Source organism: Butyrivibrio sp. INlla16 (assembly GCF_900104155.1).
Classification (GTDB): domain Bacteria; phylum Bacillota; class Clostridia; order Lachnospirales; family Lachnospiraceae; genus Butyrivibrio.
In genome coordinates this window covers 60687-87226 of sequence record NZ_FMYB01000015.1, presented here as the reverse complement: position 1 = coordinate 87226, position 26540 = coordinate 60687, and the positions used below count along the sequence as shown (strand labels likewise).

Below are 26540 nucleotides of genomic sequence, written 5' to 3'. Positions count from 1 at the left end.
AATTATTCCTCTTCAGGGGGTTCTGCTTTATCGGCAAGAGCAGCCTCTCTTTTCTGAATCCAATTCTGATATGTAAAGTTAAAGATAGCGGCAAACGGAATGGCAAGCATGATTCCGGCAACGCCGAACATGCGCCCGCCGACTACCAAAGTAACAAGTATCCAAACGGCTGAGACACCAAGTGTATTTCCGAAAAGTTTGGGTTTGATAATATATCCGTCAACTGTCTGCAGCACTATTGTGAAGATGAGGAAGATAAGTGCATGGATAGGATTTACCAAAACCAGGATGAAAGCACCTATAATGGCACCGACTATGGGTCCGAAGGTAGGCGCGAGATTGGTTACTCCGACAAACAGTGAGATCAGCACTGAGTAGGACATGCCGGTCACTGTCATAAAGAACCAGTTTACTATTCCGACGATTAGTCCATCCAGAAGATCTCCTGCGATGTAGCGCTTCAGGATATCGTTGCAGGTGCTCCAGAATGTGCTCATTCTCTGATAAAAGCTGTCAGGAATAAATGCCTTCATAAGCCTGACACTTCCGGCCTGAAGCTTTTCCATGCCTGCAAGAAAGTACAGGGCGAGGATAGAGCCAAGGATAAAGTTGAAGAATCCCTTACCTATGCCGGCAGATACATTTATTATCTGGGACATGGCCTGAGGGAGCTTCTGTGCAAACTGCGACAGGAAGGTATTGATCTTGCCTATGATTCCGGAAAGGTTGATATGGAAGTTACCTGCCTGGACATTTAAGTTATTCAGCAGGTTTTCCAACGAACGTGCATAGCTGTCCAGGTTTGACACAAAAGTCGTAATACTGTCTACAAGCTGAGGAATCAGGGCAATCATCAGTATTGCGATAAACAACAGTACAACCATGACAGAGAGAAGTATTGCCAGAGACCTTCTTATTCCGTTTTGTTTTATTCCTGAAAGGATAGTCCTTTCGAAAAAGGCAACAAGCGGATGCAGAACATATGCCAGGATCAGTCCAGTTATTACCGGTGAAAAATATTTCCCAAGTACAGCTATTCCTTTAAACAGCAGGTTAATGTGTGACACGCCAAGATAAACAAGTACTGCGGAACAGGATGCCACTGTGTAAGGAAACCATTTCTGGTTCATGCATTTTTTGAAGAAATTCATGTCTGTCCTTTGTGCTTAAATTGCACAAACCCCCAATCTTAATTTATAATGTAACGTAGCCTCTTTTATAATTTTAGTCTTATATAAAGAGTCTTTCAATTAAAAAAGTATTAAGTTTCGTTCAATTATTGACGTGTGGGAGTTTAGTTATGCTTAATCATATGGACCGCGTAAAGATGATAGAATTCAAGGACATGGGTGATGAGAGAGGTCAGCTTGTCATCGTGGAAGGTGGGAAGGATATCCCTTTCGATATAAAGAGAGCCTTCTATATGTATGGAAGTGACGCAACCGTTGTTCGCGGTCAGCACGCGAATAAGAGGACTGAGTTTGTGCTTATAAACGTGGCGGGAACCAGTAAGGTTAAGGTTATGGACGGAGCGGGGAATGAGACGATTTTCTGTCTGAACAGACCGAATACCGGAATATATCTTCCTAACATGGTTTGGAAGGAGATGTACGATTTCAGCGCCGATTCCGTGCTGCTTGTCCTTGCAAGCGAGCACTATGACGCAAGTGAATACATTAGAGACTACGATGAGTATGTAAGAGAAATCTCATCGTTTGCGGGCGGATCCGACAATTGATATTATCAGAGCCGCAATAAGACCGGCCCAGATACCGAAGGTCAGAGTGCTTCGTATATATTCCATATGCGGAGCATTTTTCTTAAACACATACATGGTTGGATCGTCGCTGTCGTAGCCTTCGACGAGATCTCCGGCAGCCAGTGCGGCATCGACATCGGCCTGAGTCATTTCAATATTTTTGTGCTTGAAGTACGGATCTGCGATTTTTGTATCGACATACAGAACCTTGGGCTCAGTGTGAGTTTTTGTATAAAAAGCGCAGCCGATAAGCCCGATTACTGCGAAAATGAGCGCATACCTTACGAGGTGTATGCTGATTTCATAAAAGCTTTTTGACAGGATTTTTCCGGGAATGGCAAATCCGTTTTTGAAAGCAGATATTTCTTTTTCGCCAAACGGAAGGATAATTATTTCCTTGCTCAGTACGGCGGGAAGCGTGTTCTCCATTTTTTTCAGAGAATCATAAAGGTAAGCGCCAAGGAATATGAAGGTCAGATTCTTGAAGCTTAGGTTAAACAGGAAGGGATCACTCATTCCGATAAAGCAGAAGGTGATGATGACTGCCAGCTCCCGGGTTTTGTTTCCCTTTACGAGATTTCCGATCCACATAATATAGAGAGCGCAGACCAGAGCGAAAGGTACCACTCCAAGCTGCAAAAACAGATACAGGAAGGAGTTGTCGAGCATATACCAGTTGGTGGGCGGCACTTTGAAATAAGAACCGAAGGGTGTAATCTTTTCATTGGTCAGGAAATACAGCGCATATTCATAGCGCTTGTGAAGAAGCTTATTCAGGAATTCAAAAGCACTGCCCTTTGCAATGAGAGGTCCCGCGATCGAGAAGATAACTATAGCGGGAAAGAGCAGCGAGATAATTGTGTCCTCTGCCTTGGTGCGGTTTTTCCTTACCTGAAGATAGATGTTTATGACAAGGTACAAACAGATGGATATAAGTCCCGTGAGACTTACCGTGTAGAGATAAACATACAAGTTAAGGAGCAAGGCTATGATCGAAGCCTTGAGGAGGGTTCTAAGATCCTTCGCTTCATATAGATAGAAAAATAAGATAATCAGTATTAAAAGCGTTGTGTGCGCGGTGTTGGGATAGGGATATCCCAGGGAATGACGAAGGAGATATCCGAAGTCACCACGCTTATTCATGTGATTTAGCTCGGAGATGATGCCGGTGACGGAGAGCAGGTAGAGGACAAAGTAGGAGACGGAAAGGATGATGAGTCCCAGCTTTGCAACCTTTTTTTCACGTATACCCTTCATGCCGAGCATCATGGTAAAGTAGATAAGGAGACCTTTTTCCCCGGAGCAGAGGTAGGTCAGTGCGCCGGTTCCCAGAAAGGCAATTCCTGCGATGTATTCGTAAAGTGTGTGCCTTGTGGCCGCGATTTTGATGATAAAAGCGAGCATGCCAAGGACAAGGCAGGCGTTGTAAACGGGCTGTCCGTCATAGAGTCCGATGGCTCTTGCGCCAAAAAGCAAAAGGAAATATATGTAGTAAATAAGCTCATGGACTTTTATTGTGTTGTCTGATGGTAAGTTTTGACTGTTCATGCGATAATGTAGTTCCTTTCGGTCCGCTATTTCTACAAGGATTATAACAGATATGGAAGTTTTGGAGAAAAAAGAATTGAATAATGCTCTTGTGGCATTTTTGTGTACATGGGGACTTCAGCTCATGCTGGGGATCACAGTCAGAAATCCGCTGACACTTGTCTTTTTTGCGCTGTTTTGTGCGATGGGGGTGAAGGCGAGAAAAAACAGAAAGCGGAAGCTCTTTTTGCCTATATATGTGATGTCCGCGATATTGACGGCCGCAGTGATATTTTTGTACGGGAAAAGAGCGGTGGCTCGTTTTGACAGTGCCCTGTTCAGGCTTCTTGGAATTGCCATTATGCTGGTGGGAATTTTCCTTTCGTATTTTAGGGTGTTTCAGCTGGTTTTGAAGGTTGGGAATCCGTTTCCTATTCCTAAAGAGGGCTCTGCAAAGGGTGATGATGAGATTGTTGAAAAGGCAGGTGCCGGGGTAAATACTCTTAGTGACACAGCAGTTTTCTTTTTGGCCGCAGCGATTTGCTTTCTGTGCTGGCTCCCATACTTTCTATATGAATACCCCGGGATCATGACCGCAGATTCCATCGTGCAATATGAGCAGGTTATCGGAGTGAATCCACTTTCCAATCATCATCCGATAGCGCATACGATGTTGATAGCACTGTTTTATAAGCTTGGCATGTCGGTCACGGGTGATGTGAATAAAGCGATAAGTTTCTATACAGTGGCACAGATGATCTTTTTTGCTATTTGCTGTTCGAGAGTAGTGGTGCAGGTAAAAAGGGTTACGGGAAAAGCTGTCCCTGCTTTTTTGTCTCTTGCATTCTTTGCGCTGGTACCGTTTAATGCGGTGTTTTCAGTTACCATCTGGAAGGACATTCCCTTTGCGGGGATAGTTATGCTGCTTGGATGCAGGCTCTGTGAGATGAGCTTTAAGGAAAATCCGGGAGCTATGGATTTCGCCGGTTTTGCAGTTCTTTCGGTTTTGATGTCTGTTTTCAGATCGAACGGTTGGTATGCATTTTTGGTATGTGCGCCGTTTTTCATCTATGGTTTCAGGAAAAATATGAGGCAGGCGCTTGTCTCTGTAATAGCCGCAGTGGTGATTGCCCTTTTGATAAAGGGACCTGTTATGAATGCTGCAGGTGTTGTGCAGCCTGATTTTACGGAATCGCTATCACTGCCTCTTCAGCAGGTGGCGAGAGTTCTGGTGGAGGATGAGGAATTATCTTCCGGTGACAGGGAACTGGTGGAGGCGGTCATAGACACCACCTATATCCATGAGCTTTATGCTCCGGATTTTGCGGATAATATCAAGGAACTTGTAAGGGTAGGGCATCCCGAGATTATCGAGAATAACAAAGGTGCCTATCTTGGGCTGTGGATGCGACTTGGACTGGCGCATCCCGTGCATTATATAAGAGCCTGGTTTGACCTTGAGGGCGGATACGTGTATCCTGATGTTTCCTATGATGTGGGGAATATCGACGGCATAATGGGCAATTCCTATGGGCTTGTGCCTACGCCTCTTATAGGAGGAAAAGCGGTTGTAAAGGGAAAGGAAATTCTTATCAAGCTCGGAAGCTTTGTGCCGCTTTACGGGATGCTATGGTGCGCCGGAGCTTACACATGGCTTGTGGTTTTTGTCCTTTTTATGATGCTCTGGAAGAAAAAGACTATGGGCGGAAAGCTTTCGGTTTTTGTGATACTGCAGGCAGCGCTTGTGCTTACGCTCCTTATAGCAGCTCCGGTGGTGGACTTTAGGTACGAATACTGCGTCGTGATGCTTATGCCGCTAACGGCAGCGATTTGTGCTATGATAATTAAGAAGAGGATTTAAAAAAATGTACTCATTTAATTCAAGAATACGGTATTCGGAAACGGATATAGAAAATTATCTTACATTTGAATCGCTTATAGATTATTTCCAGGACTGCTCGACTTTTCAGACACAGGAAGGCCCTGCGACCATAGAAGAGATGGCAAAAAAGGGAACGGCCTGGGTTTTAAACAGCTGGCAGGTGGTGGTGAACAGATTGCCGGGGCTTGGCGAAAGGGTTGTGACGGGTACCGTACCCTATGAGCTTAACGGATTTTTCGGACTCAGAAATTTTTATATGGATACCGAGGATGGCGAGAGGCTTGCGGTTGCGAATTCCGTGTGGACACTGATCAATATGGAAAAAGGGACACCGGTTAGGATAGACGATGATATAATTGCTACCTATCCTCTTGATGAGAAGCTCCCAATGGACTACGCCTCAAGAAAGATTCGCCCGGTGGAGGGTGCAGCGACATTCAAGGCGCCTTCTAAGATAATCGGGATGCATCATCTTGATTCAAACCTTCATGTGAACAACGGGCAGTACATACGTATTGCGCTTCAGGCTTTCGATTATGTGGCGGAGAAAAATGATCTGGATAAGCTGAGGAACCTTGCAAGGAGCAGGGAAAAGATTCAGATAAGAGCGGAGTATAGGCAGCAGGCGCATCTGAGAGATGAGGTACAACCGGTGGTTTATGTGGGGGAAGACAGCTATCTCACGTATATAAACGATGATGCCGGCAAACCATATGCAATAATAGAAATAAAAGGATTATAGAAATGTTAAGAATCGGAGAAAAACAGGAACTGATAATTATTAAACAGGTGGATTTCGGAGTTTACCTTGCAGAGAAGCAGGGCGACGAGGACAAGGTGCTTTTGCCTAAAAAGCAGGTGCCCGAGGGCTCAGTGATAGGAGATAAACTTACCGTTTTCCTTTACAAGGATTCGGATGACAGACTCATCGCCACGACCAAGACTCCCAAGCTCATGCTGGGCGACGTCAATATGCTCACTGTCACCGATGTAGGAAAAATCGGAGCATTTATGGATTGGGGACTTGAGAAGGACGTGCTTCTTCCCTTCAGAGAGCAGACCAGAAAAGTGAAGAAGGGCGAGAGTGTTCTTTGTGCCCTTTATGTGGATAAATCCGGAAGACTTGCGGTTACTATGAATGTATATGAGTTCCTTAGAACCGACAGCCCTTATCACAAGGATGACAGAGTTCGCGGAACAGTCTATGAGACCAGTTCAAACTTCGGAGTTTTCGTGGCTGTTGACGATATTTTCTCAGCTCTCATTCCCAAGAAGGAGCTGTACGGAGATATCAAGATCGGCGATGAGATAACCGCCAGAGTGGTAGAGGTTCGCGACGATGGAAAGCTCACTCTCAGTGTTCGCGAGAAAGCATATCTTCAGATCGGCTCTGATGCGGAGGCTATTCTCGAAGCTATGCAGGAAAACGGCGGCCGCCTTCCTTTTACCGACAAAGCCGACCCCCAACTCATCCGCGACGAAATGTCCATGAGTAAAAACGAATTCAAACGCGCCATCGGCCACCTCCTCAAGGAAGGCAGAATCGAGATTGGCACAGATGAGATAAGGATGAGGGGATAATAAAGGCAAGAAACAGGACACCCCACACATATCGTGTTATTTTTCAGCCGATTATACGCTCTGCGTAACGAGGCTGAAACAATAATATGATATGTGTGGGGTGTCCGTTCGTGGCTGAATTTACAGCCGGATGTCGATTGTGCCACCCAGGTTCGGGTTGACTGACCTTTCGAGGGCGGACACATCGATCATTTCTTCAATGGTGTTGCCGACATCCTGCAGAGCGTCAAGATTCTTGGAGAGCATAGCTGTTCCCCAGTCAGATTGAAGCTTGCTTGCCGATAATGCCATTGATAATTCAGGTATGTCCATAGGCACCTCCTTAGGCATTTTTGGGTACTGCTTTGGTGTAAAATCACACCACTGCACATGTATCCTTATCCATTTCTTATATCGGAAAAAACACCCTCAAAAATTATTATGGAAAATCAACAAAAAAACAGATAAAATTTGTGGATTTTTATGCATTTATCGAGTAGAATAAAATAAGAACAATGAAAAATTAATTTTGGGAGATTAATTATGATTTCAAATCAGATCCTTCAAAATACCATAGACGGCTTAAAAGGCATAGCACATGTGGATTTATGCGTACTTGACGTAGATGGAAACGAGGTTGCCGCAACAAGACCCGACTTTACAAACATGGGTGATTCTGTTCGTGATTTTGTCAGATCACCTGCTGATTCTCAGGAAGTGCAGGGCTATCAGTTTTTCAAGGTATATGATGAGCAGCAGCTCGAGTATATACTGATCGCTGCGGGAAGCGGTGAGAGCACCTATACTATTGGCAAGATGATCGCATATCAGATCCAGGGACTGCTTGTTGCTTACAAAGAGAGGTTTGATAAGGACAATTTCATCAAGAACCTGCTCCTTGACAACCTTCTTCTGGTGGATATATATAGTAGAGCTAAGAAACTTCACATTCCGTCCGATTCCAAGCGTGTAACCATGATTGTTTCCGCGGATAAGGTTCGTGAGAACAATGTGCTTGAGCTTATAAGAACTCATGGCACCGGTAACGGCGGTGATTTTGTGACAGAAGTGGATGAGGACAATGTTATTGTCGTTAAGGATGTGTCCGAATACAGCAAACCCGAAGAGATTTCAAAGTCTGCGGGAGAACTCCAGGAGCATCTTGAGTCCCTGGGCATAACCAACGTTCATATTGCCATCGGTACTGTTGTAGGAGAGATTAAGGAAGTCAGCCGTTCATATAAAGAGGCCAAGATGGCGCTAGACGTAGGAAGAATTTTCTTCGATGAGCGCAAGGTTATAAGCTATGGGGAGCTTGGCATCGGACGACTTATATATCAGCTGCCCATTCCGCTTTGCAAGATGTTTATCCGTGAGATATTCGGCGGTAAAAATCCCGATGGATTCGATCAGGAGACACTTGCGACGATTGATAAGTTCTTTGAAAATAACCTTAATGTTTCAGAGACTTCCAGACAGCTGTTTATTCACAGAAACACTCTGGTTTACAGACTTGATAAGCTCCAAAAGAGCACAGGTCTTGATCTTCGTGTATTCGATGACGCCATCACATTCAAGATTGCACTGATGGTTGTACGATACATGAAATACATGGAGCGATACTAAGAATACGTAGGATCGCGATACAGTTAAGTAGTAGGAGTAATAAGTATGGAAAAAGTTTACAGAAGAAAACGTGCCGCCGGACCGGTTTCGGAGGATGAGATCATCACGCTCGATAACGTGACAAAATCTTATTCTACGGGAGCACCAGCTTTAAATGGAGTCACCCTTCACATAAAGAAGGGTGAATTTGTTTTTATAGTAGGAGACAGCGGATCGGGTAAATCCACCCTGATAAAGCTGCTTCTGAGGGAGCTTGTTCCTTCTGACGGAACTATCACCGTTATGGGACAGGACCTTGGCAGAATGAGACACAGAAACATCCCGAAGTTCAGAAGAAAGCTTGGAATAGTATTCCAGGATTTCCGACTTCTGAAGGACAGAAATGTCTATGAAAATGTCGCTTTTGCCCAGAGAATAATCCAGAAGTCCAACAGAGATATCAAGAGAAATGTTCCTTCGGTTCTCGCAATGGTGGGACTTGCAGGAAAATACAAGAGTAAGGTAACTCAGCTTGCAGGCGGAGAGCAGCAGAGAGTTGCCCTTGCAAGAGCTATTGTAAATAAGCCGGAGATACTTCTTGCGGATGAGCCTACGGGTAACCTCGATCCCGGTAATACCTGGGAGATCATGAAGCTCATGGAGCAGATCAACCTTAACGGGACGACGGTAATTGTTGTTACACACAACAGGGAGATTGTTAACGCGATGCACAAGCGCGTTATTACTATGAAAAAAGGCGTCGTGATTCACGACGAAGAAGAGGGTGAGTATCACGATGAGGATGAGTAGTTTTTTCTATACAATAGGACAGGGCTTTAGGAACCTTGGTCGTAACAGATGGTATACGCTTGCATCAATTGCAACAATCAGTGCCTGCCTGTTCCTGTTTGGTATATTTTATTCGATAGTAACCAATTTTCAGCATGTGGTTCAGACAGCTGAGGAGGGAGTTTCCGTTACGGTATTTTTCAATGAGGGAACGACGGAGGATATAATCCTTGCGACCAAATCTCTGATTGAAAAGAGACCTGAGGTCAGCAGAGTTGAGTATATTTCTGCTCTGGATGCCTGGGAGGGATTTAAAACCGATTACCTTGGAGAGTATGCGGACGGCTTTACGGAGAACCCGTTGGAGGATTCTGCGAACCTTCAGATTTACTTAAATGATGTGTCCATGCAGCCTGCGCTGGTAACCTATCTCGAATCGATAGAATGCGTAAGGATGGTCAACAGATCTGAGGTTACGGCTTCCACGCTGAGCGGAATCAACAGCCTGATAGCTTATGTATCACTCGGAATAATCGGAATTCTTTTGCTGGTTTCAATTTTCCTTATCAGCAACACGGTTACGATAGGAATTTCGGTCAGAAAAGAAGAGATAAATATCATGAAGTACATCGGTGCCACGGACTTTTTCGTGCGTGCGCCATTTGTCATAGAGGGTATTATTATCGGACTTATAGGTTCACTTTTCCCGCTTGTGATAATTTATTTTATCTACAATAAGGCAAAAGAATTCCTGGCAATCAGATTTTCTATGCTTAATTCAATACTGGATATTCTTCCGGTAGGAAAGATTTTTGAAGCTCTTACACCTATTTCAATTCTTATAGGAGTGGGAATCGGTTTCCTTGGAAGTGTTACAACTGTACGTAAACACCTTCATGTATAAGAGCAACGGAGTTTATGGGGAGGCTGCCGGATTTTGATTAGTACGACATTTGGGAAAAGAATAACAGGGTCAGTTCTGGTTCTGTGCCTGCTTGCAGGCACAGTTTCTTTTGCGGGGACACCTGTGCGCGCCGCTGTAACTGCGGAGAGTATAAAGAAAAAAGAGGGACAGATCAAAGACGCGAAGAAGGAGAGGGATTCCATGAAGAGCTCTCTCACCGATTTGCAGTCTGTTAAGAAATCTCTTGAAAAAGAGAAGTCGGATCTGAATTCCTATATCACCAAGCTGGATGCAAACCTTGATGACATTCAGAAGAAGATACAGGATCTCGGTGATAAGATTGAACAGAAAGAAAAAGATATAGAAGAGACAACGGCTGAGCTCGAGGAGGATATCAGAATCCAGAACGAGCAGTATGAAGCTATGAAAAAGCGAATCCGTTTCATGTATGAGAGGGGAGATACACTTTACTTCCAGCTTTTACTGGAGACGGGGACCTTTTCAGATATGCTTAATAAGGTAGAGTATATAGAGGAACTGTCAGCCTATGACAAGGGTAGGCTCGATGAGTATATAGCACAGACGGAACTCACCACTCTTACAAAAGAGGTTCTTGAGGAGGAGAAGAAAACCCTTGATGAAGCCAAGGCAGAGGTTGTTATAGAGGAAGGCAATCTTCAGACTCTTATCGCTGAGAAGAATACGGAGGTAACCAAGCTTTCCGCGAACATTCAGGATAAAGAGGCTGCCATCGCGGAGTATGAGAAACAGATTGCGGAAGAAAATGCCACAATCGCAGCTCTTGAGAAGGCTGTTGAGGCAGAAAAGGCTGAGCTTGCGGCTCAGAATGCAAGAAAGTATGACGGAGGAATGTTCACTTTTCCCTGTCCTTCATATACAAGAATATCGGATGACTATGGTATGAGAATGCATCCCACACTGGGGATTCAGAAGATGCATAACGGCATCGATCTCGCTGCAGCAAGCGGTTCTGCCATACTTGCGGCTTATGACGGCAAGGTTGTGGCGGCTGCTTATAATTCGACAATGGGAAACTATGTTATGATATCCCATGGAAGCGGACTGTATACGATTTATATGCATGCATCCTCGCTCAGCGTTTCAACAGGAGCTGAGGTGACTAAGGGCCAGAGAATCGGCTCTGTCGGTTCGACCGGCAGATCTACGGGACCGCACCTTCATTTCGGAGTAAGACTTAACGGAAGTTATGTAAGCCCGTGGAATTATCTGAAATGATACATTTTTATTCAGCCACTCCTCTGATGGGAGCTGACTGAGACTGAAAGGAAGTACCACTATGGAACCAAAGGAAAATAAGATCAGTCTGCTTTTTATTGGACTTGCAGCAGGTTTTCTTCTGTCTGCAGTGCTGATAGTTGCAGGACTGTTTGTGATAAGGGCGAAGGGCTTTTCGATTTTCGGTTCGAAAAAGGATAGTACCAATACCGCTATGAGCGATGATACCATCAATAAGGTTAAGGTCATAGAGGATACAATAAATAATTATTATTACAAGACCGAGGTTGACCGGGCCGCTGAAGCGGATGCTATTTACAAGGGCGTCGTTTCATCTTTGCAGGATCCGTATTCCGAGTACTATACCACTTCCGAGTACGAGGATCTGATGTCGGATACAGAGGGTATTTACTATGGTATAGGTGCCTATGTCAGCATGGACAAGGACACCAATCTTCCGAGAGTAACAGGAACAATTAAGGATTCACCTGCCGAAAAGATCGGCATTAAAGCAAATGATGTAATCTATAAGGTTGCCGGAGAGAACGTACAGGGACTGACTCTGAATGAAGTAGTACAGCTTATACGCGGCGAGATCGGCACCAAGGTAAAGATTACCATTTACCGCGAAGGAGAGCCGGATTATCTGGAATTCGAGGTTGAAAGAGATAAGCTTGAGACCCAGACAGTTAATACCACGATGCTTGAAGACGATATAGGATATCTCGGCATCACCGAATTCGATTCCGTGACACCGGGGCAGTTTACCGAGGGTATGACTGAGCTGAGGTCAAAAGGTATGAAGGCGCTTATTCTTGATCTTCGATCCAACCCCGGCGGAAGTCTTTCTGCTGTATGCCAGATTGCAAGACAGATTCTGCCTAAGGGAGATATTGTATATACGGTGGATAGAGATGGCAACAGAGAAGATTATGAGTGCGATGGAAAGAATGAAATCGACATCCCCTTGGTTGTGATGGTAAACGGTTATTCTGCAAGTGCATCGGAGATTTTGTCCGGAGCTATTAAGGACTATGGCAAGGGCACTATCGTTGGTGAGACCACCTATGGAAAAGGTGTGGTACAGAGGATTTTCCCCTTCACCGACGGGACTGCCGTTAAGCTTACAATCAGTAATTATTTCACACCCAAGGGCACAGATATTAATGGTGTCGGAATTACTCCCGATGTGGAGATTGCGCTTGATTATGAAAAGTACAACAAGGATGGTACGGACAATCAGCTGAACAAGGCTATTGAGATCATTAAGAAAGAAATCAAGAGCTCTGCACTTGATGATGCAGCGTAAAAATTTTATATTGGCGTTATGTTACTGCGCTTCTGCCGATTTGGGCAGAGGCGCTTTTATTTTGTTTAAAAAATATTCTTTACAAAAAATATTTTTTGCGATATAGTTTCTTCTGTTTTTAAAATTCTAAGCCGTATCCGGATTCGCGGATATATTTCCATTCTTTAATAAATTAACTATGAAAGGGTGTGTGGTAAATGGATTACTATGCGGCCACGCTTCGTGAGCCGGGAGAAAAACTTAATAATGACGGACTTTTGGTAAAGGGAATACATTTAAAAGACAGGTCGGATCTGGTGGTAATGGTGCTCAGCTCCTGTGGAGCCAATAAGAAACTAAGCGACAGGATTATAAGAAATGCCGAAAAGCTGATACATAAAGGCTATGATAAGGATGTACCGGCACTTCTTCAGAGGTTGTTTAAGAAGTTTGGCCATAGTGGCTTTCTGGTTGGAAAGAGTACGCCCGACATTACGGTGCTGGTAATGAAGGGAATAAATTACTATGCTATGAACAGAGGATGCAACAGGGTTATGCGCATCGGAAGGCTTGGTGCGACCGATCTTTTCGAGGAAGATGATGTAATTATGCATGGACAATACTATTATCTCGAGGGGAGGCTTCCCGAAGGAAGCACTTTGATAGCTGCAAACAGTGCATTTTTTGAAAGGCAGAGAGATACAGAAATTCATAGGAGACTTTGCCCGCAGATGTGCGTTGGCAATAACGAGATGCAAAAAAATATTGAGTACTTAAGGAGCCAGCTATGGAGCAGAGGAGAGAAGAGACCTGTCACGGCAGCGGCGGTATGTGTGAAGTAGTAGCAAAAAAGCGTATAGGAAGAGGCGGTAATTCTGAGGTTTACCTCGGGGTTCTGCAGGGAGAAAGCAAATTCTGCGTTGTCAAAAGGGCAAGCAGAGGGAAAAATGCGCTGCTTCAGCTTGAAAATGAATGGCGGGTCCTTAGGTATCTTAAAAATGCGGGATATAAGTATTCCCCGGAGCCTTTGTCATTTTCCGAAAGAGAGATGGTTATGGAGTATCTGGGTGGTTTTACGCTTGAACACGCGGACCTTGGAGAAAGCAGTGAAGATGAGTTAAAGGCACTTTTCACAGATATCTGCAAAATTACGGGTGCTCTTCATGAACTTAGGACACCTGTCATCCACAGGGATATAAAGCCTTCGAATATCATGACCTCTAAGGAGGGTAAGCTTTACCTTATTGATTTCGGAACAGCGGCGATTTACGCGGGTTATGAGAGAGAAGAGGCTATGAAAAACAGCAGTATTACAGGTGCGGGTACAAAAGGGTACGCGGCGCCCGAGCAATACGGAGGCCTTTCTTCTGAGTGCTTTGCAACAGATATCTATCAGCTTGGAAGAACGATGGAGGTTTTGCTTTCCGGGTCAAATGTATCTGATGCCTTCAAAGATGAGATGTGCCGAGTAATTAAAAGGTGCTGCGCGCCTGTTGCCGGCGAAAGATATTCAAGAGTCAGTGATATACCGGCAGATCTTCTGATGATAAAAACCCGGAAGAAAAAGAAGAGTATTTTGGTGAGGCTTTTTGACAGAGAAAAGCCAGGAAAAGGTGAGGGGTATTTTGGCCAAAAGCCGCATGAACCCGAGCTTTTTATAGATATTGTAAGAACATTTGATACGATTGAGTTTTTATAAATGATATGATAGAATAAGTGATATATCGAAAATATGTTCGGAAGAATACTTGAGGTAATATCATGGATCATTTTGAACTTAAATCAGAATATAAGCCGACCGGAGATCAGCCGCAGGCGATAGAGGCTCTAGTAAACGGATTTAAAGCGGGGAATCAGTTCGAAACTCTTCAGGGAGTTACCGGATCCGGTAAGACCTTTGCGATGGCAAATGTAATTCAGGCGCTGAATAAGCCGACTCTTGTGATAAGTCATAACAAGACTCTGGCGGGGCAGCTCTACGGTGAATTCAAGGAGTTTTTCCCAAATAACGCGGTCGAATACTTTGTATCCTACTACGATTATTACCAGCCCGAGGCCTATGTTCCTCAGACGGATACCTACATTGCCAAGGACTCCTCGATAAATGATGAGATTGATAAGCTCAGGCTTTCGGCTACGGCATCACTTTCGGAGAGGAAGGATGTCATAGTTGTTGCCAGCGTGTCCTGTATCTACGGTCTTGGAAGTCCCGATGAATTCAAGGGGATGTCTATTTCGCTTCGTCCCGGGATGGAGAGAAGCAGAGAACAGATACTGAAGGACCTGGTGGCAATCCAGTATACAAGGAATGACCTTGATCTTAACAGATGTAATTTCAGAGTAAGAGGCGATACCATAGAGATTTTCCCTGCCCAGGCGGATGATTATCTTATAAGGATTGAGCTTTTCGGAGATGAGATAGACAGAATCTGTGAGGTTGAGCCTGTGACGGGCACTGTGAGAAATGAGCTGACTCACGTTATGATCTATCCCGCATCGCACTATGTAGTTCCTCAGGAGAAGATAAATCTGGCCTGTCAGAATATCGAAGCCGAGCTTGATGAGCAGGTGAAGTTTTTCAAGAGCGAGGATAAGCTGATCGAGGCTCAAAGAATCGCTGAGAGAACGAATTTTGATGTTGAGATGATGAGAGAGACCGGTTTTTGTTCAGGCATTGAGAATTATTCGAGGCATCTAAATTTTGCAAAGCCGGGTGAACCGCCGCTTACGCTTATGGACTTCTTTGATGGAGAGTTTTTGATAATTGTCGATGAGTCCCATATGACTATTCCGCAGATAGGCGCTATGTACCATGGGGACAGATCAAGAAAGACCACGCTGGTGGACTATGGCTTCAGACTGCCTTCGGCTCTTGATAACAGACCGCTGAATTTCGAGGAGTTTGAAACACATATTGATCAGATGCTGTTCTGTTCGGCTACGCCCGGCCCTTACGAGGCGGAGCATGAGCTACTGCGCGCCGAGCAGATTATCAGACCTACGGGACTTCTTGATCCGGAGATCTCGGTGAGACCTGTCGAGGGACAGATTGATGACCTGATTACGGAGATCAATAAGGAGACTGCCAGAAACAATAAGGTGCTTATAACAACCCTTACCAAGAAGATGGCGGAGGATCTCACAGAGTACCTAGCAGATACAGGCATCAGGGTGAGATACATGCACTCTGATATAGATACTTTGGAGAGGTCTGAGATTATCAGGGATATGAGACTTGATGTATTCGATGTTCTTGTGGGAATCAACCTGCTTAGAGAGGGTCTTGATATTCCCGAGATAGCGCTTGTGGCTATCATAGATGCCGATAAGGAGGGATTCCTTCGCTCAGAAACATCTCTTATACAGACCATCGGACGTGCAGCAAGAAATGCGGACGGACGTGTCATTATGTACGCCGATAATATGACGGATTCCATGAAGAATGCGATAGAGATCACAGAGCGCAGAAGGAAAATCCAGCAGGAGTACAATGAAGAGCACGGCATCACACCGCAGACCATCAGGAAGGCTGTCAGAGATCTCATCAGTGTTACCAAGGCTGTTGCGAAGCAGGAGGTACAGTTTGAGAAGGATCCCGAGTCCATGGATAAGAAGGAACTCGAGAAGGTTATCAAGGATGTTGAGAAGCGCATGAAGAAGGCGGCTGTCGACCTTGATTTCGAGACTGCTGCGATGCTGCGCGACCAGATGATTGATCTGAAGAAGCATCTATTAGAGGTGACAAAATAAAGCATTCCCCCTGGGGGAAGGTGGCGCGTAGCGCCGGATGAGGGCATAAAATGGCGAAAAAAATACTATCAGAAGATATACACGACTACATACGTGTTCGCGGAGCAAACGAACACAACCTAAAGCACCTGGAGGTCAACATCCCCAGGGAGACTCTTACTGTATTTACGGGACTGTCGGGATCGGGAAAATCCTCCCTGGCCTTTGATACGATTTTTGCGGAAGGGCAGAGAAGATATATGGAGTCTCTGTCTTCCTATGCGAGAATGTTTCTGGGACAGATGGATAAGCCTGACGTTGAGAAAATAGAGGGTCTCTCGCCTACTATATCCATAGATCAGAAGTCCACAAACAGGAACCCGAGATCCACAGTTGGTACGGTGACAGAGATATATGATCATTTTAGACTTCTCTATGCCCGTATAGGTATACCGCACTGCCCTAACTGCGGCAGAGAGATCAGAAGGCAGACCGTCGATGAGATGGCGGATCAGATATTGTCCCTGGAGGAGGGTACAAGATTTCAGATACTCGCCCCTGTCGTTCGAGGCAGGAAGGGTGAGCATGCCAAGGTTCTCGACAGAGCGAAGAGAGCGGGCTTTGTACGTGTGAGAATTGATGACAGCCAGTATGACCTTTCGGAAGAGATCAAGCTTGATAAAAATATTAAGCATAATATTGAGATAATAGTCGACAGACTTGTTATCAGAGCTGATAACGAGGAACTTAGAGGCAGGCTTACGGACTCCATAGAAAGCGCTCTGAATCTTGCGGAGGGGCTTCTTACGGTTGATGTCATAGACGGAAAGCCTATGAACTTCAGCCAGAGCTTTGCGTGCCCGGATTGCGGCATCAGTATTTCCGAGATCGAACCCAGAAGCTTTTCCTTTAATAATCCCTTCGGTGCCTGTCCCGAGTGTACGGGACTTGGTTACAGGATGGAATTTGATGAGGATCTCATGATTCCCGATAAGTCGCTTTCCATAAGTGAGGGCTGTTTTCAGGTTATGGGATGGCAGTCCTCGGGTAAGGAGGGAAGCTTTACCAATGCTATGCTTAGAGCACTGGCAAAGTCCTACAAGTTCAGCCTTGATACACCCTATGAGAAGCTGCCTACGAAAGTAAGAGACATGCTGGTTCACGGTGCAGACAGGGAGGTTTTGGTCGAGTACACCGGACAGAGAGGTGAGGGAAGATATCCCATCACCTTTGACGGACTCATTAAAAATGTGGAGCAGAGATATCGCGAAACTTACTCGGAAAATCAGAAGGCGGAGTATGAACAGTATATGCGCATCACTCCCTGCCCTGCATGTAAGGGTCAGAGACTTAAGGCTGATTCGCTGGCTGTTACGATTGACGATAAAAATATTTTTGAGATTACCTCAATGTCAATCGGAGAACTCCATGAATATCTTGAGAATTTAAAGCTTACAAAGCAGCAGGAGCTTATAGGAGCTCAGGTTTTGAAAGAGATTAGAGCCAGAGTCGGATTCCTTATAGATGTGGGACTCGATTATCTGTCGCTCTCCAGAGCAACCGGAACTCTATCTGGTGGAGAGGCACAGCGCATAAGACTTGCGACGCAGATAGGTTCAGGGCTTTGCGGAGTATGCTATATCCTTGATGAGCCCAGTATTGGTCTTCACCAGCGAGATAATGACAAACTTTTGAATACACTTAAGAATCTCAGGGATCTCGGAAATACTCTCATTGTGGTCGAACATGACGAGGATACCATGAGGGCAGCTGATTACATCGTGGATGTGGGGCCTGGTGCGGGCTCGCATGGCGGTGAGATTGTTGCTGCCGGAACAGCTGAAGAGATCATGCAGGTTAAGGAGTCCATCACAGGACAGTACCTCTCGGGTAAGCTTAAAATAGAGGTCCCGGATCACAGAAGGAAACCGACCGGTTGGATCAAGGTCAAGGGGGCAGAGGAGAACAATCTTAAGAATATAGATGTAAAGTTTCCTCTCGGCGTTCTGACTATTGTTACCGGTGTATCCGGATCGGGCAAGAGCTCGCTTGTAAATGAGATTTTGTATAAGCACCTGGAGAGAGATCTTAACAGAGCAAGATGTATTCCGGGTAAACATAAGGGGATCGAGGGCATAGAACAGCTTGATAAGGTCATCGCAATTGACCAGTCGCCCATAGGAAGGACCCCCAGATCCAATCCTGCCACCTATACAGGTGTGTTTGATATGATAAGAGATCTCTTTGCGGGCACTCCCGACGCCAAGACACGAGGCTATAAGAAGGGAAGATTTTCCTTCAATGTTAAGGGCGGACGTTGCGAAGCCTGCGGAGGAGACGGAATCATCAAGATCGAGATGCATTTCCTTCCGGATGTATATGTTCCCTGCGAGGTCTGCGGTGGAAAGCGCTATAACAGAGAAACGCTGGAGGTGCATTATAAAGGAAAGAATATCTACGATGTTCTTGATATGACAGTTGAAGAGGCGCTGCCTTTCTTTGAAAACATAAAGACCATAAGAAGAAAAATCAAAACCCTGTACGATGTGGGACTTGGCTATGTCAAACTGGGACAGCCCTCCACGGAGCTCTCCGGAGGTGAGGCTCAGAGAATAAAGCTTGCAACAGAGCTTTCCAGAGCAAGTACAGGTAAGACCATCTACATTCTGGATGAGCCTACGACAGGTCTTCATTTTGCAGATGTACAAAAACTGGTGAAAATTCTTCATGAGCTGGTGGAAGCGGGCAATACGGTTATCGTCATTGAACACAACCTTGATGTCATCAAAACCGGAGATTATATCATAGATATGGGCCCCGAGGGCGGCTCCGGCGGCGGAACCGTTGTGGTTTCGGGTACACCTGAGCAGGTGGCGAAGTGTAAACAGTCCTATACAGGTGCCTATATCAAAAAGATGCTCGAGAAAAAATGAAAATTTTTTATATAAAAGTATAAAGTTTTTATAAAGTATTGCCGATAAAAATACTGATTAGGTGTAGGTGTTTTAATGCGTTATTCCATGTGTGTAAATACTACATAGTAATAAAAAATACGATTAGATGTTTAAAAACTTGCCCCATTGGTTTATAATGGCAGATGAATTATATCATTATTAAAGTTATTGTGAGCGACTATGCGCTCTGAGCCTTATTTCCAGAAAGGGGTAATAGATTACATGCAGTATACAGATATAGGAATCGATTTAGGAACAGCAAGTATCCTTGTTTACATCCGTGGTAAGGGTGTAGTTTTGAAGGAGCCCTCGGTTGTAGCGTATGACAGAGATACCGAGAAGATCAAGGCTATCGGTGAGGATGCGAGACTGATGCTTGGACGTACACCCGGCAATATCGTTGCGGTAAGACCGCTCAGACAGGGTGTTATTTCAGATTATAAAGTTACCGAGCAGATGATGAAGTACTTCATCACCAAGGCAATCGGACACAGAACCTTCAGAAAGCCTCTTATAGCAGTATGTGTACCCAGTGGGGTTACAGAGGTTGAGCGTAAAGCGGTTGAGGATGCAACTCTTATGGCAGGTGCCAGAGATGTTCGTATCATTGAGGAGCCCATTGCAGCAGCAATCGGCGCAGGAATAGATATTACAAAGCCTTGCGGCAACATGATCGTTGATATAGGTGGTGGTACTTCCGATATCGCGGTTATTTCCCTTGGCGGAACTGTTGTCAGCACATCTGTAAAGATTGCGGGCGACGATTTTGATGAAGCCATTGTCAGATATATGCGTAAAAAGCACAATCTTCTTATCGGTGAGAGAACAGCCGAGGATATCAAGATCAAGATTGGTGCAGCATATCCCAGAGCAGAAGCCGATTATATGGATGTTAGAGGACGTAACCTTGTAACAGGTCTTCCGAAGACTGTTAAGGTGTCCTCAGAAGAAACTGAAGAGGCCTTGAGAGAGACCACAGCCCAGATCGTGGAAGCTATCCACAGCGTATTGGAGAAGACTCCTCCGGAACTTGCTGCAGATATCGCAGACAGAGGAATCGTCCTTACAGGTGGCGGCAGCCTTCTTCGCGGACTTGATGACCTGATCGCATCCAAGACAGGTATCAATACCGTGACAGCAGAGGATCCCATGACTGCGGTGGCAATAGGAACAGGACGTTATGTTGAGTTCCTTGCAGGATATCGCGAAGGCTAACAAGTAATCACTTAGTGAGGTAAATATGGTAAAAGGTCTGTACACCGCGTATACAGGTATGATCAACGAGCAGAGTCGCATGGATATTGAGACCAATAATCTTGCCAATGTGAACTCCACCGGTTTCAAGGAGGAACGTACGGTAAGCCGTTCATTCCGTGATCTTCTGGGATTGAAGATCAAGGATTACTCCGATGCACCCTGGACAGCGCGGAGACTCGGCCTTATGAATCCCGGCGTTAAACTTGCCGGGTCCTATACCAATTTTGAACAGGGAGCCTTAAGACATACTGAGCAGAAATTTGATCTCGCTCTTAATAACGGGCTTCCGAATGTTGATGCCGATCAGGTTAATGACAACATGACCGCCGGCGGTAATGCATTTTTTGCTACTTCCTTTGCCTCCGATGATCCGGATGGAGGCGGACAGCTTATCAAATATACCAGAGACGGTAATTTTACCCTTACAGTGGATGGCTACCTTGTCACCAGCGAGGGTAATAATGTCCTGGATGTCAACAATAATCCTATTCAGATTGATCCCCTGGCGGATACTACAATTTTACAGGACGGCAGAATTATCCAGAATCAGAATGTCGTTGCTACGGTTCAGGTGGCAAGCTTTGATTCTCCGCAGTTTTTACAGAGATATCAGGATAATGCTTTTATCATCGGTGACGGCGGAGCTCAGGTGGTATCCACAACTGCCGAGGCAGCTAATGCTACGGTTAATCAGGGATATCTGGAGTCATCCAATATCAGTGTGGTCAATGAGATGACCAATATTATCACCATTCAGAGAAATTACGATACCAATGCCAAGGCAATGCAGGCAGAGGATGACACTCTTGATATAGCAGTGAATCAGCTTGGAAGAATTACTTAATAAAGGTTAAGTATGCCTGATAAAATGCCGATAAATTAATTGGCAGAATATGGCTATATTACAAGATGAAGGTTATTTTTCTAAATTGCCAGGAGGTATTATATGGTAAGAAGCTTATGGACAGCAGCATCCGGAATGAATGCTCAGCAGACAAACGTTGATACCATCGCAAACAATCTCGCGAATGTCAATTCCGCGGGTTATAAAGCGCAGAGCGCAAAATTCAAATCCTTACTTTATCAGGAGCTGAAAACCAAGACGGTACAGACCACAGGTTCACCTGTTAATTCGGACGTTGGTCTTGGCGTAAGAGTTTCATCCATCAATTCCTTCTTTACACAGGGAAATATGCAGGACAACGATTCCAGTTCGGCATTTGCGATTCAGGGAGACGGGTTCTTTGTATATTCGACAGACGCTCAGGATTTGAATGCCGCTAATCTCAGATACACCAGAAACGGTAACTTTGTATGGGCGCTTACAGAGCAGAATACGCTGGAGCTTACAACCTCTGAAGGTAATCCGGTTCTCGGAATAGACGGACAGCCTCTGGTTGTTAATGCAGAAACCGTTAAGGCTACAGATATTACCTGCGACCAGGAAGGTAATCTTTATTACCTCGATGCGAACCAGGACAGACAGGATATAGGAACAATTGCTCTCTTCCAGTTCAGAAATCCGGAGGGACTTGAGAGAGTCGGAGATACAAGCTTTATGGCAACAATGGCGAGCGGTAATGCTCTACCCGAAGCCACAACAGCCGGTATCAGAAGAAGCCAGGTGGTTCAGGGATATCTGGAAGGCTCTAATGTAAATGTTGCGACTGAGATGGTTAACCTTATCGTAGCGCAGAGAGCTTATGAGATGAACTCTACAGCGATTACCACAACTGATGAGATGATGCAGACAGCAAACGGTCTGAAGAGATAATAAGGGTATAAGATATGGCTATTGATATGAATTCAATGAACAGCTTATCGGGAATTTCACAGTACGCCAGCAGCCAGGCTGCATCCGAGAAGATAAACTCGGCTGCCTCCAAAGTCAGACGAATCGAGACGGAGGAGGATAAGGCTCAGGTAGATAAAGAGCTCATGGATGCCTGCAAGCAGTTTGAGGCATACTTCATGGAACAGATCTACAAGGGCTATGAGAAGACAGCCAAGGTATTCAGCAAGGATGAGTCGGGATCCATGGGGAAAATGGTTGACTATTTCAAGGATCTGACAATTCAGGATATAGCGGCTACAGGAGCTGACAAACAGAGCGTGGGACTGGCCCAGATGCTGTATGAGAACATGAAGAGAAATTACGATTTATAAATTATAAGCAATTATTTATTCCCTCTTTTTAAACGAAGAGGGAATAGTTTTGTCCTTTGGGAGGAAAATGGAAGTAAAGGGATATATAGATCATTTTATATACAGAAGCCCTGACAGAAGCTATGGAGTTATGGTTTTTGTCAGCGACGGTGAGGAAATCACCTGTGTCGGGAGCTTTATAGATGTAGATGAGGGGGATACTCTTGAGATATCGGGAGAGATGACAGAACATCCTGTTTATGGTGAACAGATAAAGGTGACCGGCTATAAGATCGCCGCCCCGGATGATACGGAGTCGATGGAGAGATATCTAGGCTCCGGCGCCATCAAGGGAATCGGCGAGACTATGGCGAGACGAATTGTAAAGAAATTCGGTAAGGATACCTTCAGGATAATAGAGGATGAGCCGGAAAGGCTTGCAGAGATCAAGGGCATCAGTGAGAAAAAAGCAAGAGATATCGCCATTCAGCTTGCGGATAAGAGAGAGATGCGAGATGCCTTTGTTTTTATGTCCGGATACGGAATCACGGGCAACATGTCAGTCAGGATTTATGAAAAATATGGCAATCAGGTTTACAGGATTCTGAAGGAGAATCCCTATAAGCTTGCTGATGATATCGAGGGAATCGGCTTTAAAACCGCCGATGAAATTGCGTCCAAGGTGGGAATCAGCGTAGATTCCGATTACAGAATAAGAAGCGGAATTCTCTATGTGCTGCTCGAGGGAGCGCAGGACGGTCACAGTTTTCTTCCAAAGAGCGAACTCATAAAAAGGAGCGGGGAGCTTCTCGGAGTAACTGAGGACAGCATAGGAATGCAGATGGATAATCTCATGGTGGAGCGAAAACTCATCTACAAGGGGGGTGATGAAGTATATGCTGCATCCTACTACTATGAGGAGCAGGCAATAGCTGTTATGCTTCGAGAGCTTAATCTGCAGGTCTCACATGAGAGCGAAAAAAGCCTTGAGGACAGAATAAAAAGGATTGAGAAAAGGCGTGGTATTGAGCTGGATGAACTGCAGAGAAAAGCAGCAGCTTCAAGTGCCGGAAACGGTGTCGTTATCATTACGGGCGGTCCCGGGACAGGTAAGACTACAACTATAAACACGATTATTGAATATTATGCAGAGGAGCAGATGGAGATAGTTCTGGCGGCACCTACCGGGCGTGCGGCGAAAAGAATGACCGAGGCAACGGGCTATCAGGCTTCAACTATCCACAGACTTCTCGGAATGGGCGGCGGAGCGCCGTTGGAGGACCGAGGAGAGAAGACAAGGCTCCATTTTGACAAAAACGCTGACAATCCGATTGAGGCTGATGCCATAATTATCGATGAGATGTCCATGGTTGATATGCATCTTTTTGCATCGCTTTTAAAGGCTGTAATACCGGGAACACATCTTATTCTGGTGGGCGACAGTTCCCAGCTTCCGAGCGTCGGCCCGGGGCAGGTGCTGCGCGATCTTATAGAGAGTGAATGCTTTACAACCATTACACTTAAAAAGATTTTCAGACAGGCGCAGCAGAGTGATATTGTAATGAATGCACACCATATAAAGGATGGAGAGCCTATAAAGCTGGATAATAAGAGTAAAGACTTCTTTTTTCTTAAAAGAGATAACGCGGATGTCATTTACAAGCATATGATCGAGCTGATCAGAGATAAGCTCCCTGGCTATGTTGATGCCGGATCTGAGGATATTCAGGTGCTTACGCCCATGAAGCGAGGACCTCTCGGGGCGCAGACACTTAACAGCGTTTTGCAGAATTATCTGAATCCGGCCGACAGCAGGAAGAAAGAATATGTGCATGGAGAGAGGGTTATCCGTGTGGGAGACCGCGTGATGCAGATTCACAACAACTATCAGGCTGAGTGGGAGATATGCGGAAAAAACGGGATTGTTATCGAAAAGGGACTCGGCATTTTTAATGGTGATATGGGTGTTGTGAAGGATATCAATACCGTTATGAAAGAGATGACGGTTGAATTCGATGAGGGAAAATGTGTGACCTATCCCTTTTCCGAACTTGATGACCTTGAGCATGCCTATGCGATAACCATACACAAGTCTCAGGGCTCCGAGTATCCGGCGGTTATTTTGCCGCTTCTTGGAGGGCCGAGAATGCTTCTTAACAGGAACCTTTTGTATACGGCCGTGACAAGGGCTCAGAAATGTGTTGTGGTTCTGGGAAATACAGAGACTATTGATACAATGATAGGAAATGAGGAGCAGCTTAGACGCTATACGGGATTAAAGACAAGGATTCTGGAGGTGGCGGATGCAGGCTGAGGAACTTCTCGAGGGGGTCATTTCCATTCTGTATCCCAGAAGATGTCCGGTCTGCGACACTATTGTAAAACGTAAGGAAGGGCTGATACATCCGGAGTGTAAAAGGGTGATAAAGCCTGCAGGCAAAATTATCTGCATGAAATGCGGTAAACCTTTATCTGATGCGGATAAGGAGTATTGTCCCGACTGTGAAAAAACAAGACATTATTTTGACAGGGGGTTCGGTGTTTTCAGATACAGATCCATTTCCGGATCCATATACAGGTTCAAATATTCGGGAAGAAGAGAATATGCCGATTATTACGGGGAAGCTGCAATGCAATATCTTGGAAAAGCCATGAAAGCGATGCGTGCGGATGCCGTAATACCGGTGCCGATGTATGACAAAAAGCAGAGAAAACGAGGCTATAATCAGGCGGAAGTATTTGCGGATGCCCTTGGAAAAAGGATTGGAGTACCTGTCAGAAATGATATCGTAAGAAGAGTCAGAGACACGGTTCCCATGAAGATGCTTGACTCCTCCGAGCGCCGCTCGAATTTGAAAAAGGCTTTTAATATAAGCCAAAATGATGTAAAATTTAAGTGTATTATCCTTGTTGATGACATTTACACGACCGGCAGTACTATGGACGAGCTCGCAAGAGAATTCCGAAGACACGGGGTGGAAAGGATATTCTTTGTTACGCTTGCAATAGGCCAGGTGGTGTGAAAAATATGCACTGCTAATAGGAGGATATCATGAGTAATATTCGTAATTGTTCAAGATGTGGCAAGATGTTTAATTACATTGCCGGCGAGATGTTGTGTGATGTTTGCAAGAAGGAGATTGAGGAGAAATTCCAGGAGGTAAAGAAGTACATTCAGGAGAATCCCGGAAGCGGTCTCAAGCAGATTGCCGAGGACTGCTCTTGTCCAGCAAAGCAGATTAAGAAGTGGATCCTTGAAGAGAGACTTATGTTTACCGAGAATTCTCCGATTCAGATTACATGTGAGAATTGTGGAGCGCGTATTGCTACAGGTAGGCTTTGTGCTAAGTGCAAGGCTACGGTTACTAATGCGCTTAATGATACCGTTAAACAGCGTCAGCAGGCTCTTGCGGCTGAACTTGCAAAGAAACAGGCCCAGCAGCCCAGCTCGACGTCCGGCATGAAATTTCTTAAAACCTGAGGACTATAATGTTAAACGAGGAGAGAGTTATCCTGATGACCAGGATGGCTGCCTACGAGCAGCGTGAGGGGAAAGAGAATAACGCTATAAATTCGTATTTTCGCAGCGACTATGTCGGATTCCAGGTGCTGAGGTCTATTATCAGTGCCACAGTGGTATATCTGATACTGGTCGCTGCCTATGTGATGTATCATTTTTCTGATGTGCTGCAGGACGTATACAATACAGATATTGCTGCAACCGCACGGAAATATTTGGTCTACTACATTGCGCTTGTAGCTGTATATTCAGTGATTTCATACATCGTTTATTCTATCCGATACGGAAAAATGCGAAAGAATATGAGGGCATATTACTCCTGCCTTAAGAAGCTTGGCAGAATGTATGAAAAGGAATAAGGAAA

Annotated in this window: 24 protein-coding genes; 21 read left to right on the top strand and 3 right to left on the bottom strand. The window is 45.1% G+C overall.

The window, feature by feature from the left end; all coding sequences use genetic code 11:
* Positions 1–2: 2 nt before the first annotated feature.
* Positions 3–1151, bottom strand: a complete 1149-nt coding sequence (locus BLR42_RS09105) for an AI-2E family transporter (RefSeq protein ID WP_091820036.1) — start codon at positions 1149–1151, stop codon at positions 3–5.
* Positions 1152–1300: 149 nt separating this feature from the next.
* On the opposite strand from BLR42_RS09105, the gene BLR42_RS09100 reads away from it, so the two are divergent.
* The gene (locus BLR42_RS09100; RefSeq protein ID WP_242876618.1) at positions 1301–1738 is read left to right on the top strand and encodes a sugar 3,4-ketoisomerase; all 438 of its coding nucleotides are present in this window, start codon (positions 1301–1303) and stop codon (positions 1736–1738) included.
* On the opposite strand, the gene BLR42_RS09095 is transcribed toward BLR42_RS09100, so the two are convergent.
* Entirely contained in the window at positions 1709–3307 is a 1599-nt protein-coding gene (locus BLR42_RS09095) for a hypothetical protein (RefSeq protein WP_091868417.1), read from the bottom strand. The genes BLR42_RS09100 and BLR42_RS09095 overlap by 30 nt on opposite strands.
* 52 nt (positions 3308–3359) lie before the next feature.
* On the opposite strand from BLR42_RS09095, the gene BLR42_RS09090 reads away from it, so the two are divergent.
* The 3 genes from BLR42_RS09090 to BLR42_RS09080 are packed head-to-tail and all read left to right on the top strand — an operon-like array spanning position 3360 to position 6749.
* Positions 3360–5147, top strand: coding sequence for a DUF6020 family protein (locus BLR42_RS09090; protein WP_091868415.1), 1788 nt, complete (start codon positions 3360–3362; stop codon positions 5145–5147).
* A 4-nt stretch (positions 5148–5151) separates the two neighbouring features.
* Complete coding sequence (locus BLR42_RS09085; protein WP_091868413.1) at positions 5152–5910, top strand: acyl-[acyl-carrier-protein] thioesterase; 759 nt, start codon at positions 5152–5154, stop codon at positions 5908–5910.
* Between the two features lie 2 nt (positions 5911–5912).
* Entirely contained in the window at positions 5913–6749 is an 837-nt protein-coding gene (locus tag BLR42_RS09080; RefSeq protein ID WP_091868411.1) for a CvfB family protein, read from the top strand.
* A gap of 120 nt (positions 6750–6869) precedes the next feature.
* On the opposite strand, the gene BLR42_RS09075 is transcribed toward BLR42_RS09080, so the two are convergent.
* On the bottom strand, positions 6870–7061 hold the full coding sequence (locus tag BLR42_RS09075; protein ID WP_022760341.1) for a YjfB family protein: 192 nt from the start codon (positions 7059–7061) through the stop codon (positions 6870–6872).
* Between the two features lie 210 nt (positions 7062–7271).
* Here BLR42_RS09075 and BLR42_RS09070 point away from each other — a divergent pair, with 210 nt between their 5' ends.
* The 17 genes from BLR42_RS09070 to BLR42_RS08990 all read left to right on the top strand — a co-directional run bounded on the left by BLR42_RS09070 (position 7272) and on the right by BLR42_RS08990 (position 26535).
* A complete protein-coding gene (locus BLR42_RS09070) occupies positions 7272–8354 on the top strand; it encodes a PucR family transcriptional regulator (protein ID WP_022760340.1) in 1083 nt (360 codons plus the stop codon).
* A gap of 45 nt (positions 8355–8399) precedes the next feature.
* On the top strand, positions 8400–9143 hold the full coding sequence (gene ftsE / locus BLR42_RS09065; RefSeq protein ID WP_022760339.1) for a cell division ATP-binding protein FtsE: 744 nt from the start codon (positions 8400–8402) through the stop codon (positions 9141–9143).
* On the top strand, positions 9130–10026 hold the full coding sequence (gene ftsX, locus BLR42_RS09060; protein WP_022760338.1) for a permease-like cell division protein FtsX: 897 nt from the start codon (positions 9130–9132) through the stop codon (positions 10024–10026). The genes ftsE and ftsX overlap by 14 nt, the downstream gene beginning before the upstream one ends.
* Positions 10027–10059: 33 nt before the next feature.
* Entirely contained in the window at positions 10060–11283 is a 1224-nt protein-coding gene (locus BLR42_RS09055; protein ID WP_242879288.1) for a murein hydrolase activator EnvC family protein, read from the top strand.
* Positions 11284–11344: 61 nt separating this feature from the next.
* Positions 11345–12592: a S41 family peptidase gene (locus BLR42_RS09050; RefSeq protein WP_091868409.1), complete on the top strand. Its 1248-nt coding sequence runs from the start codon at positions 11345–11347 to the stop codon at positions 12590–12592.
* Positions 12593–12789: 197 nt separating this feature from the next.
* On the top strand, positions 12790–13413 hold the full coding sequence (locus tag BLR42_RS09045; protein ID WP_091868407.1) for a hypothetical protein: 624 nt from the start codon (positions 12790–12792) through the stop codon (positions 13411–13413).
* Positions 13359–14270 (top strand): serine/threonine protein kinase, encoded by a 912-nt coding sequence (locus tag BLR42_RS09040; RefSeq protein ID WP_091868405.1) that lies wholly within the window; start codon positions 13359–13361, stop codon positions 14268–14270. The genes BLR42_RS09045 and BLR42_RS09040 overlap by 55 nt, the downstream gene beginning before the upstream one ends.
* A gap of 62 nt (positions 14271–14332) precedes the next feature.
* A complete protein-coding gene (uvrB, locus tag BLR42_RS09035; protein WP_026498322.1) occupies positions 14333–16321 on the top strand; it encodes an excinuclease ABC subunit UvrB in 1989 nt (662 codons plus the stop codon).
* A gap of 50 nt (positions 16322–16371) precedes the next feature.
* Positions 16372–19233, top strand: coding sequence for an excinuclease ABC subunit UvrA (gene uvrA, locus BLR42_RS09030; protein WP_091868403.1), 2862 nt, complete (start codon positions 16372–16374; stop codon positions 19231–19233).
* A gap of 243 nt (positions 19234–19476) precedes the next feature.
* Complete coding sequence (locus BLR42_RS09025; protein ID WP_022760331.1) at positions 19477–20469, top strand: rod shape-determining protein; 993 nt, start codon at positions 19477–19479, stop codon at positions 20467–20469.
* Between the two features lie 25 nt (positions 20470–20494).
* On the top strand, positions 20495–21355 hold the full coding sequence (locus BLR42_RS09020; protein ID WP_022760330.1) for a flagellar hook-basal body protein: 861 nt from the start codon (positions 20495–20497) through the stop codon (positions 21353–21355).
* Between the two features lie 102 nt (positions 21356–21457).
* The gene (locus tag BLR42_RS09015) at positions 21458–22285 is read left to right on the top strand and encodes a flagellar hook-basal body protein (RefSeq protein WP_022760329.1); all 828 of its coding nucleotides are present in this window, start codon (positions 21458–21460) and stop codon (positions 22283–22285) included.
* Positions 22286–22299: 14 nt separating this feature from the next.
* Positions 22300–22677, top strand: a complete 378-nt coding sequence (locus tag BLR42_RS09010; protein WP_022760328.1) for a rod-binding protein — start codon at positions 22300–22302, stop codon at positions 22675–22677.
* A 67-nt stretch (positions 22678–22744) separates the two neighbouring features.
* Positions 22745–24970: an SF1B family DNA helicase RecD2 gene (locus tag BLR42_RS09005; protein ID WP_091868401.1), complete on the top strand. Its 2226-nt coding sequence runs from the start codon at positions 22745–22747 to the stop codon at positions 24968–24970.
* Positions 24960–25679, top strand: coding sequence for a ComF family protein (locus BLR42_RS09000; protein WP_091820048.1), 720 nt, complete (start codon positions 24960–24962; stop codon positions 25677–25679). Before BLR42_RS09005 ends, BLR42_RS09000 begins: the two co-directional genes overlap by 11 nt.
* Positions 25680–25708: 29 nt before the next feature.
* Positions 25709–26137: a flagellar protein gene (locus tag BLR42_RS08995; RefSeq protein ID WP_022760325.1), complete on the top strand. Its 429-nt coding sequence runs from the start codon at positions 25709–25711 to the stop codon at positions 26135–26137.
* An 8-nt stretch (positions 26138–26145) separates the two neighbouring features.
* Positions 26146–26535, top strand: coding sequence for a hypothetical protein (locus tag BLR42_RS08990; protein WP_022760324.1), 390 nt, complete (start codon positions 26146–26148; stop codon positions 26533–26535).
* Positions 26536–26540: the final 5 nt, after the last annotated feature.